15 protein-coding genes are annotated in these 17623 nt (G+C 35.6%); all 15 read left to right on the top strand.

Going from position 1 to position 17623, the window contains the following annotated elements; genetic code table 11:
* Positions 1-2 precede the first annotated feature (2 nt).
* A complete protein-coding gene (locus QM017_RS05100) occupies positions 3-4343 on the top strand; it encodes a PolC-type DNA polymerase III (protein ID WP_282709059.1) in 4341 nt (1446 codons plus the stop codon).
* A gap of 139 nt (positions 4344-4482) precedes the next feature.
* Positions 4483-4956, top strand: coding sequence for a ribosome maturation factor RimP (rimP, locus tag QM017_RS05095; RefSeq protein WP_178196574.1), 474 nt, complete (start codon positions 4483-4485; stop codon positions 4954-4956).
* Between the two features lie 28 nt (positions 4957-4984).
* Positions 4985-6085: a transcription termination factor NusA gene (nusA, locus tag QM017_RS05090; protein ID WP_282709058.1), complete on the top strand. Its 1101-nt coding sequence runs from the start codon at positions 4985-4987 to the stop codon at positions 6083-6085.
* Between the two features lie 11 nt (positions 6086-6096).
* Positions 6097-6396 carry a YlxR family protein gene (locus tag QM017_RS05085; RefSeq protein WP_178196579.1) on the top strand — a complete coding sequence of 100 codons (300 nt, stop codon included), beginning with the start codon at positions 6097-6099 and terminating at the stop codon, positions 6394-6396.
* Positions 6386-6691 carry a YlxQ-related RNA-binding protein gene (locus tag QM017_RS05080; RefSeq protein ID WP_282709057.1) on the top strand — a complete coding sequence of 102 codons (306 nt, stop codon included), beginning with the start codon at positions 6386-6388 and terminating at the stop codon, positions 6689-6691. The genes QM017_RS05085 and QM017_RS05080 overlap by 11 nt, the downstream gene beginning before the upstream one ends.
* Before the next feature lie 57 nt (positions 6692-6748).
* Entirely contained in the window at positions 6749-8998 is a 2250-nt protein-coding gene (infB, locus tag QM017_RS05075) for a translation initiation factor IF-2 (protein ID WP_282709056.1), read from the top strand.
* Positions 8999-9034: 36 nt separating this feature from the next.
* The gene (gene rbfA / locus QM017_RS05070; protein ID WP_178196585.1) at positions 9035-9394 is read left to right on the top strand and encodes a 30S ribosome-binding factor RbfA; all 360 of its coding nucleotides are present in this window, start codon (positions 9035-9037) and stop codon (positions 9392-9394) included.
* 94 nt (positions 9395-9488) lie between these two features.
* The gene (truB, locus tag QM017_RS05065) at positions 9489-10400 is read left to right on the top strand and encodes a tRNA pseudouridine(55) synthase TruB (RefSeq protein ID WP_282709055.1); all 912 of its coding nucleotides are present in this window, start codon (positions 9489-9491) and stop codon (positions 10398-10400) included.
* 12 nt (positions 10401-10412) lie between these two features.
* On the top strand, positions 10413-11354 hold the full coding sequence (gene ribF / locus QM017_RS05060) for a riboflavin biosynthesis protein RibF (RefSeq protein ID WP_282709054.1): 942 nt from the start codon (positions 10413-10415) through the stop codon (positions 11352-11354).
* 12 nt (positions 11355-11366) lie between these two features.
* Entirely contained in the window at positions 11367-12050 is a 684-nt protein-coding gene (locus QM017_RS05055; protein ID WP_282709053.1) for a response regulator transcription factor, read from the top strand.
* Positions 12031-13029, top strand: coding sequence for a sensor histidine kinase (locus tag QM017_RS05050; RefSeq protein ID WP_282709052.1), 999 nt, complete (start codon positions 12031-12033; stop codon positions 13027-13029). Before QM017_RS05055 ends, QM017_RS05050 begins: the two co-directional genes overlap by 20 nt.
* Positions 13030-13117: 88 nt before the next feature.
* Entirely contained in the window at positions 13118-13864 is a 747-nt protein-coding gene (locus tag QM017_RS05045; RefSeq protein WP_282709051.1) for an ABC transporter ATP-binding protein, read from the top strand.
* 13 nt (positions 13865-13877) lie between these two features.
* A complete protein-coding gene (locus QM017_RS05040) occupies positions 13878-15833 on the top strand; it encodes an FtsX-like permease family protein (RefSeq protein ID WP_282709050.1) in 1956 nt (651 codons plus the stop codon).
* Positions 15834-16004: 171 nt separating this feature from the next.
* Positions 16005-17033 (top strand): heat-inducible transcriptional repressor HrcA, encoded by a 1029-nt coding sequence (gene hrcA / locus QM017_RS05035; protein ID WP_282709049.1) that lies wholly within the window; start codon positions 16005-16007, stop codon positions 17031-17033.
* A complete protein-coding gene (gene grpE, locus QM017_RS05030; RefSeq protein ID WP_282709048.1) occupies positions 17033-17596 on the top strand; it encodes a nucleotide exchange factor GrpE in 564 nt (187 codons plus the stop codon). The genes hrcA and grpE overlap by 1 nt, the downstream gene beginning before the upstream one ends.
* Positions 17597-17623 lie beyond the last annotated feature (27 nt).

The following is a 17623-nucleotide window of genomic DNA, read 5'->3' as shown; positions in this document are numbered from 1 at the left end:
AGATGGCACTTGATAAAAAAGAGATGTTTCAAAAACTGTTGGAACAAGTCAACTGGCAACCTAGTCAACAAGAGCAAAGCTTGTTAGCAACTGCTTTGATTGAAAAGGTAAAAGTGCACACGCAATCGAAATGTTGGGATTTTTATCTCCAATTATCAGATATTTTACCTTACCAGACATTTATGGCCTTACAACAATCTATAGGTTTGGCATTTAAAGACATTGCACAAACGCAGGTTTTTATTACAACTACTAATCCTAAGGTAACAACTGAACACTTACAAGCTTATTGGTCTTGGGTAACGACTCAATGCGGGATTAATGAATCACAGTTGCAAAGCCTGTGTAACGGAGGCCCAAAAGTTGATGCGGATGCAATCATATTACAAGCTAATAGTGAATTTGCTAAACAATACTTGGATAATCAAGCACTAGGTCCAATTAGCCAGACTTATCAGCAATTAGGTTTCCCACGCCTAAATTTTATGACTGTATGTGATCAAAAACAAGTTGCAGAACAACTTAAAGATTATCAAGCGATGCAAGCAAAGCAAGATGAGCAACTAGCAAAACAAGCTTTAGAGGCAATCAAGGCGCAAAATCAAAATAAGGTTAAAGCTAAAGACCTTAATGATTTTGAAGGTCCGTTGCAAATTGGTAAAAAGATAGCAGCTGATGCACCGATAAGACAGATGGTTGATATAAATGAAGAAGAAAGATCTGTTATCGTTCAAGGTTATATTTTCGATAAAGAAGTCAAAGAACTACGCTCTGAACGTAAATTGATGAATCTAAAGGTTACAGATTATACTTCTTCGTTTATTGTTCGGAAGTTTTCACGAGATGAAAATGACGAAGCATTATTTGATGCAATCAAAGTAGGGCAGTGGGTTAAGATTCGTGGAAGTGTTCAAGAAGATGCATATGCGCATGAATTAGTGATTAATATTTATGATTTAGTAGAAGTAAAACATGAACAACGAAAAGACACACAACCAAATGATCAAAAAAGAGTAGAATTACATGTGCATTCTAATATGAGTACTATGGATGCAACCAATAGTATCGGTGAATATGTGGCTCAGGCCGCTAAATGGGGACAAAAGGCAATTGCGATTACTGATCATGGTAATTTACAGGCTTTCCCAGATGCACATGCAGCAGGAAAAAAGAATAACGTCAAGATTTTGTATGGTGTTGAAGCTAATATCGTCAACGATCAAACGCCGATTGCTTATAATGAAGCACACCAAGAATTAAAAAATGCGACCTACGTAATCTTTGATACGGAAACAACAGGTCTATCAGCGCGGTATGATAAGGTTATCGAGTTGGCGGCTGTTAAAATGAAAGATGGCGTAGTTATCGATAAATTTGAACAATTCATAGATCCAGGACATCCTTTATCTCAAACAACAATTGAGTTGACAAGTATAACAGATGATATGGTTAAAGGCTCTAAGACAGAACGTGAAGTTTTTGAAATGTTTAAAGAGTTTTGTCAAGATAGTATTATTGTAGGGCATAATGCAACGTTTGATATTGATTTTATGAATGCCGGTTATTTACGTCATGATATGGAACCAATCCAAGAGCCTTGGTTAGATACCTTGCCGTTAGCTCGTTTCTTATATCCTGAAATGCGTGGTTTCAGATTGAACACTTTAGCTAAGAAGTTAAATGTAAATTTGGAACATCATCACCGTGCTGTTTATGATGCTGAAGCAACAGGTTATATTTATTATGCGATGTTAAAAGAAGCACAAGAAAAATATCAAATAATATATCATGATGAATTTAATCAATATACGGGACAACATGATGCTTACAAACATGAGCATCCGTTTCATGCGATTATTTTGGCAACGACGCAAGCGGGTCTTAAAAATTTATTTAAGGTCGTTTCAGCGTCGATGACAAAATATTTTCATAGAGTTCCGCGAATTCCACGCGCAGTTTTACAAAAATATCGTGAAGGTTTAATAGTTGGATCTGCTTGTGCTAATGGTGAAGTCTTTACTGCAATGATGCAAAAAGGTTACGCGGCAGCAAAACAAAAAGCAACATTTTATGATTATTTAGAAGTTCAGCCTAAAGCTTTATATCAACCTTTACTTGAACAAGAATTGGTACGTGATGAAAATAACTTAGAAGAAATTATCGCTGATATGGTACGTTTAGGTGAAGAATTAAACATTCCAGTAGTAGCAACAGGTGATGTGCACTTCATGAATAAAGAAGATAGCATTTATCGTAAGATTTTAATTAATTCCCAAGGTGGTGCTAATCCACTGAATAAATTAAAACAATTACCTGATGCACATTTTAGAACAACAGATGAAATGTTAGCTGATTTTGCTTTTTTAGGTGAGCAGTGTGCACATCAAATAGTCGTGGTTAATCCTAATAAAATTGTAGCTTTGTGTGATGATATTTCTCCTGTTAAAGATGAACTTTACACGCCTAAAATGGAAGGCGCAGAAGATGATATCAATAATTTAACGTTTAATAAAGCGCATGAACTTTATGGTGAAAACTTACCGCGTGTTGTTGAAGCGCGCATTGATAAAGAACTCAAATCTGTTGTAGGTAACGGCTTTTCGGTTATTTATTTGATTTCACAAAAATTAGTGCATAAATCTAATAAAGATGGCTATTTAGTTGGTTCACGGGGATCGGTTGGTTCAAGTTTAGTCGCGACAATGACAGGAATTACCGAAGTTAACCCGCTGCCTCCACATTATCGTTGTCCAAATTGTTGTTGGACCGAGTTTTTTGAAAAAGGTGAATATGGTTCTGGATATGATTTGCCAGATAAAAATTGTCCAAACTGCGGTAGTGAATTGGTCAAAGACGGTCAAGATATTCCATTTGAAACCTTTTTAGGTTTTAAAGGTGATAAGGTTCCAGATATTGATTTGAATTTCTCTGGTGATTATCAGCCGATTGCACATAACTATACCAAAGTTTTGTTTGGCGAAAACAATGTTTTTAGGGCCGGAACAATTGGAACGGTTGCAGATAAGACGGCTTATGGATATGTTAAAGCATATGAGCGTGATAATGAAATTACTTTGCGAGGTGCAGAAGTAGATCGCTTAGCTAAAGGTGCTACTGGGGTCAAACGAACAACTGGGCAACATCCAGCTGGTATCTTAGTTGTGCCTAAATACATGGATATCTATGATTTTACACCTATTCAGTACCCAGCTGACGATTTAACGGCAGCTTGGAAGACCACACACTTTGATTTTCATTCGATCCACGATAATATCTTGAAACTTGATATTTTAGGGCATGATGATCCAACGATGATTCGGATGCTCCAAGATTTATCAGGAATTGATCCTAAGACGATTCCAACCGATGATCCAGGAGTGATGGCGTTATTTTCTGGGACAGAGATTTTAGGTGTAACACCTGAACAAATTGAATCGAAAACAGGAACACTGGGAATTCCTGAATTTGGAACTCGCTTTGTTAGAGGAATGTTAGAAGAAACACATCCCAAGACGTTTGCTGAGTTATTAAAAATTTCTGGCTTATCGCATGGAACCGATGTTTGGTTAGGAAATGCCGAAGAGTTAATTAAAAATGGTACGGTTACGATGCCAGAAGTTATTGGTTGTCGTGATGATATCATGATGGATTTGATTCATATGGGAGTTGAATCGGATATCGCCTTTAAAATCATGGAATCTGTGCGTAAAGGCAAAGGTATTCCAGATGATTGGCAAAAGCAAATGCGCGAAGCAAATGTTCCTGAATGGTATATCGAAGCATGTTTGAAGATTAAATACATGTTCCCTAAAGCTCATGCGGCTGCATATGTTTTGATGGCATTGCGTATAGCATATTTTAAAGTTTACTTCCCATTAGTTTATTATTCAGCATATTTTTCAGTGAGAGCAGATGATTTTGATTTAGTCGCAATGGCACATGGTAAACAATCGGTCAAAGCAGCGATGCAAGCTATCAATGATAAAGGCAATGATGCATCGGCTAAAGAAAAGAATTTATTGACTGTTTTAGAATTGGCAAATGAAATGATAGAACGTGGATTTAATTTTAAAATGGTTGATATCAATCGTTCACATTCATCTGATTGGATAATTTTAGATGATAAGACATTATTGGCTCCGTTTTCTGCGATACCAGGGCTAGGCTTAAACGTTGCTAAACAAATCGTTGCAGCTAGGGAAGAACAAGAATTTATTTCTAAAGAAGATTTGGCTAAACGAGGACATGTTTCTAATTCTTTAATTGAATATATGAACCAAAACCATGTCTTAGATCATTTACCAGATGAAAACCAACTCAGTTTGTTTGAAGACTTGTTTTAAACTTGAGTTTTAATGCCAAGTGTGCTATACTGATTGAGGTAATTTGATAACTCGCGAGGAGTGAGCAGCAATGCTCACTCTTTTTATTGGAGTAAATGCTTGAACCATCAAGGTCAAAAAATTTTTAGGAGGTTAAAGCGTGAGTAGTGTTGTTGAAACAGTTACCGAACTAGTAACGCCGATTTTAGATGAATATCAATTTGAATTAGTTGATATTGAATTTGTTAAGGAAGGAAAAAGCTGGTATTTACGTGTCTATATCGATAAGCCAAATGGAATTAATATCGAAGAGTGTGCATTGGTAAGTGACCAATTGAGTGAAAAACTTGATAATTGTGAACCAGATCCGATTCCTCAGGCTTACTATTTGGAAGTTTCTTCACCGGGTGCAGAACGACCACTAAAAAAAGAACGTGACTATCAAAGAGCTTTGAATAGTTATGTCAATATTTCTTTGTATCAGCCTATCGATGGTTGCAAGGTTTTTGAAGGGACAATGGTAGAATTGACCGCCACTGAATTGACCTTAGTATATATGGATAAGACGCGTGAACGAAGCGTTGTAATTCCAAGAGATAAGATTGCCAAGGCTCGCTTAGCAATTAAGTTTTAAAAAGTTTCTTAAAGGAGTTAAAGAAAAAATGAGTAAAGAATTACTAAGTGCATTAAATACGCTTGAAGTAGAAAAAGGAATTAAAAAAGAAGTTGTCATTGAAGCGTTAGAAAATGCGTTGGTATCTGCCTACAAAAAAAACTATGGATCAGCTCAAAACGCTGTTGTAGAATTTGATAATCTACGTGGCGATATTCATGTTTACGCTGAAAAAGAAGTTGTTAATGAAGTTTTTGATTCAAATTTAGAGGTTAGTCTAGAAGATGCTTTAATGATTAACAAAGCATATGAAATTGGCGATAAAATTAAATTTGAAGTTACACCAAAAGATTTTGGTCGTATCGCAACACAAGCTGCTAAACAAGTTATTATTCAACGTATGCGTGAAGAAGAACATACAATTATTTATAATCAATATATTCAATACGAAAATGAAATCGTAACAGGTGAAGTTGAACGTCATGATAGTCGCTATATCTACGTTAATTTAGGTAAGGTTGAAGCTTTACTTTCACGCCAAGATCAAATTGCAGGTGAAGAATATAAATCACATGATCGCATCAAGGTTTATATTTATAAAGTTGATAATACAAGTAAAGGTCCACAAGTTTATGTGAGTCGTTCGCATCCTGACTTGTTAAAACGTTTATTTGAACAAGAAATTCCTGAAATCTTTGATGGCACGGTTGAAATTAAATCAATCGCACGCGAAGCAGGCGATCGTGCTAAGGTTGCGGTTTATTCACATGCAGAAGGGGTTGATTCTGTCGGTACCTGTGTTGGTCCACGTGGTGAACGTGTTCAAGCGATCGTAAATGAGTTAAAAGGTGAAAACATGGATATCGTTGAATGGTGTGAAGAACCAGCCAAGTTCATTGCTAATGCTTTAAATCCGGCCGAGGTTTTGGAAGTAATTTTTGATCCTGAAAATGAACATGCTTGTACAGTCGTTGTTCCCGATAATCAATTATCATTAGCAATTGGCAAACGAGGTCAAAATGTTCGTCTGGCAGCACGTTTAACGGGTTATAAGATTGATATCAAGTCACAACAAGATATGCTTTCACAACCAGAAGTTGAAGAAACAAATAGTGAAAGTCAACAAGAAGATGTGTTTGACAACGAATAGAGGTGAGTCAAATGGCGCAACGCAAAATACCAATGCGTAAAGATATTGTGACAGGTGAAATGAAACCTAAAAAAGAATTAGTACGTGTTGTTAAAAATAAGGAAAATGAAGTTAGCATTGATCCAACAGGTAAAAAAGCTGGACGCGGTGCATATATTCATTTAGATGTTGCAACAGCTAAGAAAGCACAACAACAAAAAACATTTGATAAGGCATTTGGAATAAAAATAACAGATGATTTTTATGAAGAATTAATCGCTTATGTTGATCATCAAGTTGCACGGGCAGAATTATTCGGAAATGGAAAATAGACAAAAGATTCTTAACTTATTAGGATTAGCACGCCGCGCGGGTAAGGTAGTTGCTGGTGAAGAAATGGTATTAAAAAAATTACGCAATGGTCAATTAAGTCTAGTATTGATGGCTAGTGACTGTGGACAAGCGACCCGCAAAAAAGTAACTGATAAATGTCAAAGCTATCAGGTTGATTTGTGTGAAGAATTCAATCAAGTCGAATTAAGTGTAGCAATTGGACAAAAACGGACGATTGTAGCATTAACTGATAAAGGCTTTGCGCAAAAAATTCAAACATTACTTGTCTTTTAGCAGACTTCCCGTCGGCTTTGGGCAAGCGATGGGAGATGTGCCAAGGAGGACAAAATAATGGCTAAAAAAAGAATTTATGAATTGGCAAAAGAACTAAATATTTCGAGTAAAGAAGTAATTGCCGCTGCTAAAGAAAAAGGTTTTAAGGTTGGTAATCATATGTCTGTCGTTGGCGAAAATGAAGAACGGCAATTACGTGCAATATTTGCACCACAGCCTAAAAAAGAAAACACAAAAAAAGCAGTGCAAGACAATAAAAAAGCAACTGCAAAAGTGCAAGCTAGCGGCAATCATCAAGCTAAAGCAAAATTAGCTGCTAAAAAAGCCCAAGCAAGCGATGCCCAAAGAAATAATGAAAGGCATGCAGAGAAAAAGATGGAAAATAATAACAATAATAATCGTAATAATGGACGCGGTAAAGGTAAATTCAATAACACCGCAAGTAACAACCAATTTGGTGGAAAGAAAAATAAAAAAGGTGGCAAGAAAAATCAGCGCAATCAAAATGTAAATAAACCACAATTGCCACAACGTAAAAATAAGCCATTGCCAGAAGTTTTAGTTTATACTGTGGGAATGAATGTTGCTGATATTGCTAAAAAGATTCATCGTGAACCAGCAGAAATTATCAAGAAGTTGTTTATGATGGGTGTGATGGTTAACCAAAATCAATCTCTTGATAAGGACACAATTGAAATTTTAGCGGCTGATTATGGTATTCAAGCACAAGAAAAAGTTGAAGTTGATGTTTCTGATATCGATAAATTCTTTGAAGATGAACAAAATAATACTGAATATCAAGAATCACGCCCACCAGTTGTGACTATTATGGGTCACGTTGACCATGGTAAAACAACCTTGCTAGATAAGTTACGTAATTCTCATATTACAGAAGGTGAAGCTGGTGGAATTACACAACACATTGGTGCGTATCAAGTTAAACAAGGTGACAAGATTATTACTTTCTTAGATACACCAGGACATGCTGCGTTTACAAACATGCGTGCGCGTGGAGCAGATATTACTGATATTACTGTTTTAGTAGTAGCTGCAGATGATGGAGTGATGCCACAAACAATTGAAGCTATCAACCACGCTAAAGCTGCACAAGTACCAATTATTGTGGCTGTTAACAAAATTGATAAACCAGGTGCTAATCCAAACCATGTCATGGAACAATTATCGGAATATGAATTGATTCCAGAAGCTTGGGGTGGGGATACAATTTTTGTTGAGATTTCTGCTAAATTTAACAAAAATATTGATGAACTCTTAGATATGATTTTATTACAAGCAGAAATGCTTGAATTAAAGGCTAATCCAAAGCAACACGGTGCAGGTTCTGTTATTGAAGCACGTTTAGACAAAGGTAAAGGCTCGGTTGCATCCTTATTAGTTCAACAAGGTACTTTACAAGTTGGTGATCCAATTGTTGTTGGTAATACATTTGGTCGTGTTAGAACAATGACAGATGCACGTGGTAAGGTGATTAAAAAGGCAACTCCAGCAACACCAGTAGAAATCACTGGTTTAAATGGCGTGCCAGATTCAGGTGATCGTTTCGTTGCGTTTGATGACGAAAAGACAGCACGTGCCGCTGGTGAAAAACGTGCTGAAAAAGCTTTATTAGCTGAAAGAAGTCAAACAAGTCATGTGACTTTGGATAACTTGTTTGCTACGCTTAAAGAAGGCGAACTAAAACAAGTAGCTTTGATTATTAAGGCTGATGTACAAGGTTCTGTTGAAGCCTTGGCTCAAAGTTTTAAAAAGATTGATGTTGAAGGTGTTCGTGTTAACATTATTCACCAAGCTGTTGGTGCAATCAATGAAAGTGATGTAACCTTAGCAGAAGCTTCAAATGCAATTATCATCGGTTTTAATGTGCGTCCAACTCCATTAGCTAAATCCCAAGCGGAAAATGACAGTGTTGATATTCGTTTGCATAACGTTATCTATAAGGCTATCGATGAAGTTGAAACTGCGATGAAAGGTATGCTTGAACCAGAATTTAAAGAAAAAATTACCGGTCAAGTTGAAATTCGTGAAACTTACAAGGTATCTAAGCTTGGTACAATTGGTGGGGGATATGTTACAGAAGGTTATATTCAACGTAACAGTGGTGTGCGTGTCATCCGTGATGGTATTGTAGTTTATGAAGGAACTCTTGCAAGTTTGAAACGCTTCAAAGATGACGTTAAAGAAGTTAAATCAGGTTACGAATGTGGTTTGATGGTTGAAAAATACAATGACATTAAGGTTGGCGATCAAATCGAAGCCTATGTTATGGAAGAAGTTCCTGTGCAATAAGTATAGAGAGTGTTTTACATTTTAAGGAGGAAATATATGGCTCAGCAGTATCGTGTTGGTCGGTTATCACAAGAAATTCAACGTGAAGTCAATGATATCTTACAAAAGCGTGTGCGCGATCCGCGTGTTTATGGTGTGACGATTACCGGAGTAGAAGTAACTGGTGATTTACAACGCGCTAAGATTTATTACAGTATTTTATCTGATTTGGCTTCCGATGCTAAAAAGACACAACAAGGTTTGGAAAAAGCAACAGGCTTAATTCGGCGTGAATTGGGTCATCGCTTGAGCATATATGTAACGCCGGAAATCGTGTTTGAACGCGATACCTCGGTTCAATATGGCGATCATATCGATGAATTGCTAAATAAATTGCATCGTTCCGGTGAATTTTAAGCGGCGATAGCATATAGCCGTTTAGCACTTTGCTTTCAAAAGGAGACTGGAAATTTCTGGTCTCCTTTTATTTTTGAGATGAGAGGAAAAAGATATGGATGGAATTCTCCCTTTATATAAAGAGCGGGGCATGACAAGTAACGATGCTGTTTTTAAGTGTCGTAAAATTTTTAAAACCAAAAAGGTAGGTCATTCTGGAACGTTAGATCCTAATGTTGATGGAGTTTTACCAATTTGTATTGGTAAGGCAACTAAAGTAGTTAATTATATGATGGATTCTGGCAAAATATATCAAGGACAAATCACGCTAGGGTTTGCAACAACAACTGAAGATTTAGATGGTGAAATTATTGAAGAAACACCGCTAAAAACACCATTTAGCAGTGAAGAAATCACGCAAGCAATGCAAAGTTTGACAGGTGAGATGATTCAAATTCCACCTATGTATTCGGCGGTAAAAGTCAATGGGCGTCGTTTATATGATTATGCTCGTTGTGGCGATCCGGTTCAAAGACCACAAAGAAAGATTTATGTTGAATATTATAAGCAAACTAAAGCACCTATCTTTGACGAAGAACAACAACAACAAACTATCTTTTTTGAAGTAGCTTGTGGACGCGGAACTTATATTCGCACATTAGCAGTTGATTTAGGAAAAAAATTAGGAGTAGCGGCTGTGATGTCAGACTTGACACGCTTAAAAAGCGGAGGATTTAGAATTGGACAAGCGGTAAGCTTAGAACAATTAGCACAAATGAGTGAAGAACAATTACAAACTAAGCTACAACCAATTGAACATGCTTTGACTGATTTTACGTTCTATGAGTTAGATGCTAAGCAATGGAGTTTTGTCAAAAATGGAGGCTTTTTAAGTCCTAAATACGTCAATTCAGGTCAAATTGTAACTAAACTGGCGTTATTTTATGGTGGTAAGGTTCGCTGTGTTTATTGCTACAACGAAAAAAAAGATCGCTATCAGCCAGAACAAATGATAGACTTGACGTAAGGAAGTGTTAATGTGAAAGTAATAAATTTAGCGGAACCTTATGTTAAAGAGCAGATTGTTAATCAATCAATTGTGTTAGCTTTAGGATTTTTTGATGGTGTTCATTTGGGTCATCAAGAGGTGATTTTAGCAGCAAAACAAAAGGCTAAGCAGTTAAACTGTCTTTTAGCAGTGATGACTTTTGATCGTTATCCTAAATTAGCTTATCAAAATTTAGATGAAGCAACAGTGACTTATCTAACTAAGACACCGACTAAACTGGAATTATTTGCCAAATTAGGTGTAGATATCACTTATGTAGTTGAATTTAATCAAAATCTAGTGCCGATGAAACCACAAGAATTTGTCGATAAATATATGGTTGCATTGCATGCTAAATGTGTAGTTGCGGGAAGCGATTATACTTATGGCAAGCCACAAATTGCTAATATGACGACGTTAAAAGACTATGCTCAAGGACGTTTTGAAATTGTGGCAGTTCCAGATAAAAAAGACCAGCAAGGCAGAATTAGTTCAACTAGAATCAGACAAGCCATTGATGAGGGGAATCTACAAGAGGCTAATTTTTTGTTAGGTTATTCTTATCAATTTGGTGGTCGTGTTGTTCATGGTGATGCGCGTGGGCGGACAATAGGTTTTCCAACGTTAAATATTGCTTATGAAAAAGACCAGCGTTTATTAGCAACCGGTGTTTATGCAGTTAAAACAAAAGTTGCTGATAATTGGTATTATGGAGTAGCTAACATTGGACATAATGAAACTTTTGGTGATGATCGTCAATTAACGGTGGAAGTTTATTTATTTGATTTCAATCAAGATGTTTATGGACAAGATGTTGTCGTAAAATGGTGTCATTATCTTCGCCCAACTGTAAAATTTAAAACGGTAGATGAACTAATAAAGCAACTAAAAAATGATGAAATTGTAGGTAGAAAGTATTTTGGCTTAAAGTAAGGTGGTGTGCTTGTGGCAAAAATCTTTTTAATTGAAGATGACCAAATGATCATCGCAACAGTCAAGGAAACACTTGAAAAATGGAATTATCAAGTGGCCAGCGTGAAAGATTGGCAAAATGTTGATCACGAGGCTTTAAATTTTGCACCAGATCTAATTTTAATGGACATAACCTTACCGACATTTGATGGCTTTTATTGGACACAAAAGATCCGGACTTTTACAAAGACGCCGATTTTGTTTGTTTCGGGCGGGGAGCTCGATCCTAATGCGGTAATGGCACTAGCCTTAGGTGCAGATGATTATATTGTTAAGCCGTTTTCTTTAAATGTATTGTTAGCTAAAATTAAGGTGTTGCTTAAACGGTATGCGCCTAACGAAAATCTTGAACAAATTTTAGTTTTTGAAGATTATCAGCTCAATTTGTTGACTAATACATTGACAAAACAACAACAAAGTTTACGCTTAACGCCTACAGAGGCTTTGATTATACGCTTGTTGTTTAATGCTAATGGACAAATGGTCACTAAAGAAAAAATCATGCAAGTCTTATGGGCGGGAAACGAATTTATCGATGAAAATGCTTTAAATGTTAATTTGAGTCGTTTGCGTGCAAAGTTGTCTTCCTTAGATTTAGGACAAAGATTGATTACGGAGAGAAAACGAGGTTATCGCATTGCCAAAAAAGATGAATAAATTTAAGTTATATTGTCAAGCTCTGCTAGACCAAGGCTATGTGTTGCTTATCTATCTAGTTATTATGGCGTTTTTGCTGATACTATGGCATTTATATACTTTGCCCAAGGTGGTTTTAGGTGACGTTTTGCGCTTTAGTAGCTTATTTATTTTGATTATTTGGCTTTATTTTGCAACTAAGATTTATCGGCGGATTTTATGGCTACAAAAGTTGCGCAACTTACAGGAATTAGATGACCAAGATTTTAAAGGCTTATTAGATCAAGCCTACTATCAAGCCATGAGGCACTATCAACTAGACTATTTAGAATTAATGCAAAAAGTAAGCCAAAAAGAAACTGCCAGAAGCGACTATTTACGTTTGTGGAGCCATGAAATTAAAACACCACTAACAGCTTTAAATCTTTTAGCTCAAGCTAATGAGCAATTGGATGCTACTAGTGTACAACAGCAATTACGTCAAGCTAATTACCAATTAGAAATGCTTTTGACCAATGAACGATTAGCTGATTTTAATCATGATTTGGCTTTTAACAAGTTGGATTTAGGTGAATTAGTGAAGCAGCAAATCCATAAATGTGCACCTTTGTGTATTCAAAAAGATATTCGAATTAAAGTTGAGTTAGTAAGTGTTAAGGTTATTAGTGATGCTAAATGGCTAGGTTTTGTGATTGAACAACTATTGCTAAACGCTATCAAATATAGTCCATCACATCGCCAGATTACTTTTAAATGGCAAGATGAAACGCTAATATTACAAGATCAAGGGATTGGGATTGTTGCCAGTGATTTACCACGTATCTTTGAAGCGGGCTTTACGGGACAAAATGGACGTATATATGGTTCAGCGACAGGGATGGGACTTTTTATGGTCAAAAAGGTCTGTCAAGCCTTAGAGATAAAATTAGAAATAACATCTGTTCTTAAGCAAGGTACGTGTGTTGCATTAAGTTTAAAAAAAGACTTACTACTAAAATAACAAATTGTAAGGTTTCTATCTGCTTCGTAACTGTTAGTATGATAGAAACCTTTTTATAATTGAGTTATCAATTAGGAGGTAACAAAAAATGAGTATTTTAAAATTAACACATGTACGTAAAGTTTTTACAGATGAAAGTAGTATTGAAGTTGAAGCTTTAAAAGACATTAATCTTGAGGTTCAAGAAGGAGAATTTGTCGCTATTATGGGTGAATCGGGCGCAGGTAAAACGACGCTTTTAAACATAATTGCGACCTTAGATAAACCCACAAGTGGAGAAATTTTCTTAAAGGAAAATAATCTACAAAAACTAAAAGAAAATGCAGCCGCTAAGTTTAGAAGAGAACACCTAGGCTTTATCTTTCAACACTTTAACTTATTAGATACATTTAATAATAAAGACAATATTTTCTTGCCTTTAGTTTTAGCTAAGACTAAGCCAGCTGAGATGCATAAACGTCTAAAACCGCTAGCTAAAATTTTACAGATTGAAGATTTATTGGAACGCTATCCTTATGAAATTTCAGGTGGTCAACGGCAACGGATTGCGGCGGCTAGAGCTTTGATTACACAGCCCGACCTGCTTTTGGCTGACGAACCAACTGGGGCTTTGGACTCGGCTACAGCAACTAAGATGCTCGAATTATTGGAATTAGTTAATCAAAACGGGCAAACAATCGTGATGGTAACGCATAGTGCTAAAGCTGCTAGCTATGCTACACGGACCCTTTTTATTAAAGATGGTAAGATTTATCATGAACTTTTTAAAGGTGAGATGAGTCGAAAACAATATCTCGAAAAAATTTCGCAAAGTCTCTTAGCTTTGAATAATTAAGGGGGCTTAAATGATGTTACATTTAAAACTAGTTTTACAAAGTTTCTTTAAAAATAAACAAATTTATGGTCCTTTTATTTTTTCAGCTAGTATTTTGACTGCTTTGAATTATATTTTTTGGTCAATCTTTAAAAATCCTAGTCTCGCAAAGCTACAACAAGGAGCAACAATTACAACAACGGCAAGTTTAGGGATTTCTTTTGTTGCTTTAATTGGTTTGTTTTTTATGTTTTATATTAATAATACGCAAAAAACAATTGAAGCAAAACAATTAGGTCTATATAACATGTTAGGTTTTGCCAAAGGAGATTTATACCTCTTTCAATTTTTAAAGAATTGTTGTCTACTTTTAGCAACAGTTGCCATTGGTTTAAGTATAGGAATCCTTTTTTCTAAGTTTTTCTTCTTAATTTTTCAACGCATTATTGGCTTGGATGGTTTAAGTAGTACTATTGAATTAGATGTATTAGGAATCAATGTAGCTTATGTCGCAGGAATCTATCTGCTTTTATTATTAAAGGATCTCTTTTATGTTTGGCGTGTTAATCCGATTGAACTTTGGCATGGTGCCCAAAAACCTGAAAAAGAACCTAAACAAAATATTTTATTAGGCCTTTTAGGTATTGTGATTTTAAGTGGGGGTTATTATTTAGCGATAACAACTAAGCCCAATATGGCAGGAATTAATAAATTCATGTTGGCAATTTTATTAGTTGTTTTAGGAACATATTTAGTTTTTATTAGCTTTAGTATTGTCCTATTAAAATTTTTAAAACGGCGTCTTAATTATTATTATAATCCAAAACATTTTATTTCTCTTTCAGGCATGTTGTATCGAATGAAACAAAATGGCGCAGGCTTAGCTTCGATTTGTTTATTATGTTCATCAGTTTGTGTAGTGATGATATCAACGATTAGTTTATATGCAGGACAACAAAAAGCACTTGCAACTTGGAATCCAACAGAAGTTGTTTTGAATTTGCCCCAAGATTTGACACCGGCGCAAAAAACAACGCTAAATGACTTAGCTAAAAAATCACAGGTGAAAATTACTGATGAAACAGCTTTGACTTTGGCGCAACCACTTATTGGAAAGTTTCAAGGTAATCGCTTTGTGGAAGAAAACTTTTCTACAGCAATTTATAAACTAGCAGGCTTGACACTTGCCCAATATAACAAAATGCAACAAACCAATTATCAGCTAAAAGAAAATGAAGCTTTAATCTATGCTCCAAATGAAAAGTTAGGCCAGCAATTAACTGTTGCTAGTCATAAGTTAAAAATTAAACAAATTAAAGATTTTAAATTAGCGATTAATTATGACCACTCAATTTTTCAACCGGTCTTTTTAGTTGTTAAAGATCAACAACAGCTTGATAAAATCTTTAGCAAACATCATCAAAAGGACTCAATTTTGCCTAACTCAAATAATGATTATGTTTATTTAAAATTATTTAATTTAGCTGGTAGTTTACCAAATCAAAAATCATTTGTACAAGCAGTAGTTCAAAACTTCAAATTAGTATCGGCACAGTATTCGTTTAAAGCTGAGATGCGTGATTTCTTTAAACAATTTACAGGTGGCTTTTTATTTGTAGGCTTTTTAGTGAGTGTTGCTTTAGGCTTGACGACTGTTATTATTATTTACTATAAACAATTATCTGAAGGATATGCTGATCGCCAACGTTTCCAAACAATGCAACAGGTTGGTTTAAGTCGTAAGGAAACCAAAAAAACAATTATTGGTCAAGTTTTGGCAGTCTTTTTATTACCGTTATTAGGGAGTGGGCTTAATACGGCTTGTGCACTCCCAGCGATTATCAGTGTAATGAAAATCTTTTCTTTGTATGATCAAAAACTATTTATAACAGTCAGTTTAATTGTTTTTGGGTGTTTGAGTTTATTATATTTAGGCGTCTATTTGTTAACTGCACAAGTTTATCAAAAGATTGTTAATCAAAAAGATTAATTAAATATCGCTTAGGAACTTCAAGTAAAAGGGGACTAGGCGATATTTTATTTTTTGTGAAATATTTTCAAAAAAAAGATTGACTATTCTTGACGTTTAATGAAAACTCGTGTATATTAATAATTGACTTAGCACTCTAATACATCAAGTGCTAAAAAAGAGGTGATTGTGATGTTGACACCACGACAGTTGTTGATTTTAGAAGCGATCATCCGAGATTATACAAATATCGGTCAGCCAATTGGTTCTAAAAAGTTGCAAGAGCAATTACCAGTGCACGTGAGTTCAGCAACGATTCGTAACGAAATGGCCGCTTTAGAGCAAGCTGGTTATATCGCTAAAGAACATTCAAGTTCGGGGCGGGTACCTTCTTTGCTTGGCTATCGTTATTATGTTGATAACTTAGTGCAACCAAGTAAGCTTAATCAAGAAGAATTGCGAAATATTCGTACTTCTTTTGATAGTGAGTTTTCTAAGGTTGATGAGATTGTGGCAACCTCGGCGCGGATTTTGTCTGATTTGACAAACTATACGGCAATTTCTTTAAAACCTGGTTCACAAGAACTTCGTTTAGAAGGATTTCGGATGGTACCGCTTGGAAGTCAACAAGTGATGTTGCTGATGGTAACGAGTGATGGAACGGTTGAAAATCAAATTTTTAACCTACCAGCAGGCATTAGTGGCGATGAGTTAGAAGCCGTGATCAGATTGATTAATGATCAACTGGTTGGCTTGCCATTGAATCAAATCGAGGCGCACTTGCAAAATAATATGGCGTTGTTACAGCGTTATTTGCACCAACCAGCAGGTTTTATCGAGGTATTTGGCAATGTTTTAGAAAAAGCCGTACGTGAACATGTTTATGTTGGTGGTAAAAAGAACCTGCTAAACTTAGTGAATAGTGATAATCTTGAACAAATCAAGTTATTGTATTCATTGGTTGATCATAAAACTGATTTGAATTCGTTATTGGGACGTCTTGATGATGATATTTCTGTTAAAATTGGACGTGAGTTGACGAATGATATTTTGTTAGATTATAGTGTAATCTCTGCTACCTATAATGATGGCAATAATGGTCAAGGATTAATCGCAATTTTGGGACCGACAAATATGCCGTATTCCAAGATGATTGGCCTGTTAGATGTATTTAGAAATGAGTTGTCTAGGCGACTTACCAATTATTACAATAGTTTTTAATGAAAAGGGGTGTTGAAGTGGCAGAAGAACAAAAAGTAGCTAATGAACAAGAAGAAGCTACAGAAACAAAAACCCAAGAAATTCAAGAAAAAGATCCAATGCAAGAAGCAAATGAAAAGATTGCACAACTAGAAGCGAAATATGCTGAGATGGAAGATAAGTATTTACGTTCTCAAGCAGAAATGGCTAATATGCATACTCGTTTCAAAAAAGAGCAAGAACAATTATTAAAATACGAAGGGCAAGCTTTGGCTAAGGCTATCTTGCCAGTGATTGATAATTTAAATCGTGCACTAAGCATTGAAGTTAGTGATGAAGGTTCGCAACAATTAAAACGTGGTATTGAGATGGTTGCAAATGATATGAATAATGCTTTGACTAACAATAACGTTACTAAGATTGAAGCTTTAGGTCAACCATTTGATCCAACGCTTCATCAAGCCGTTAAAACAGTTGAAGCTAGTGAAGATAGTCAAAAAGAAACTGTCGTGGAAGTTTTCCAAGATGGATATTTGTTAAAAGATCGTGTCTTACGTCCAGCAATGGTCGTTGTTGCACAGTAAAAAAATAATTTTAAAAGAGGTTGAATA

Origin of the sequence: Ligilactobacillus sp. Marseille-Q7487, from assembly GCF_949152225.1 — a bacterium.
GTDB lineage: Bacteria > Bacillota > Bacilli > Lactobacillales > Lactobacillaceae > Ligilactobacillus.
The sequence above is the reverse complement of the archived record's forward strand: the minus strand, read 5'-3'. Positions and strand labels throughout refer to the sequence as shown.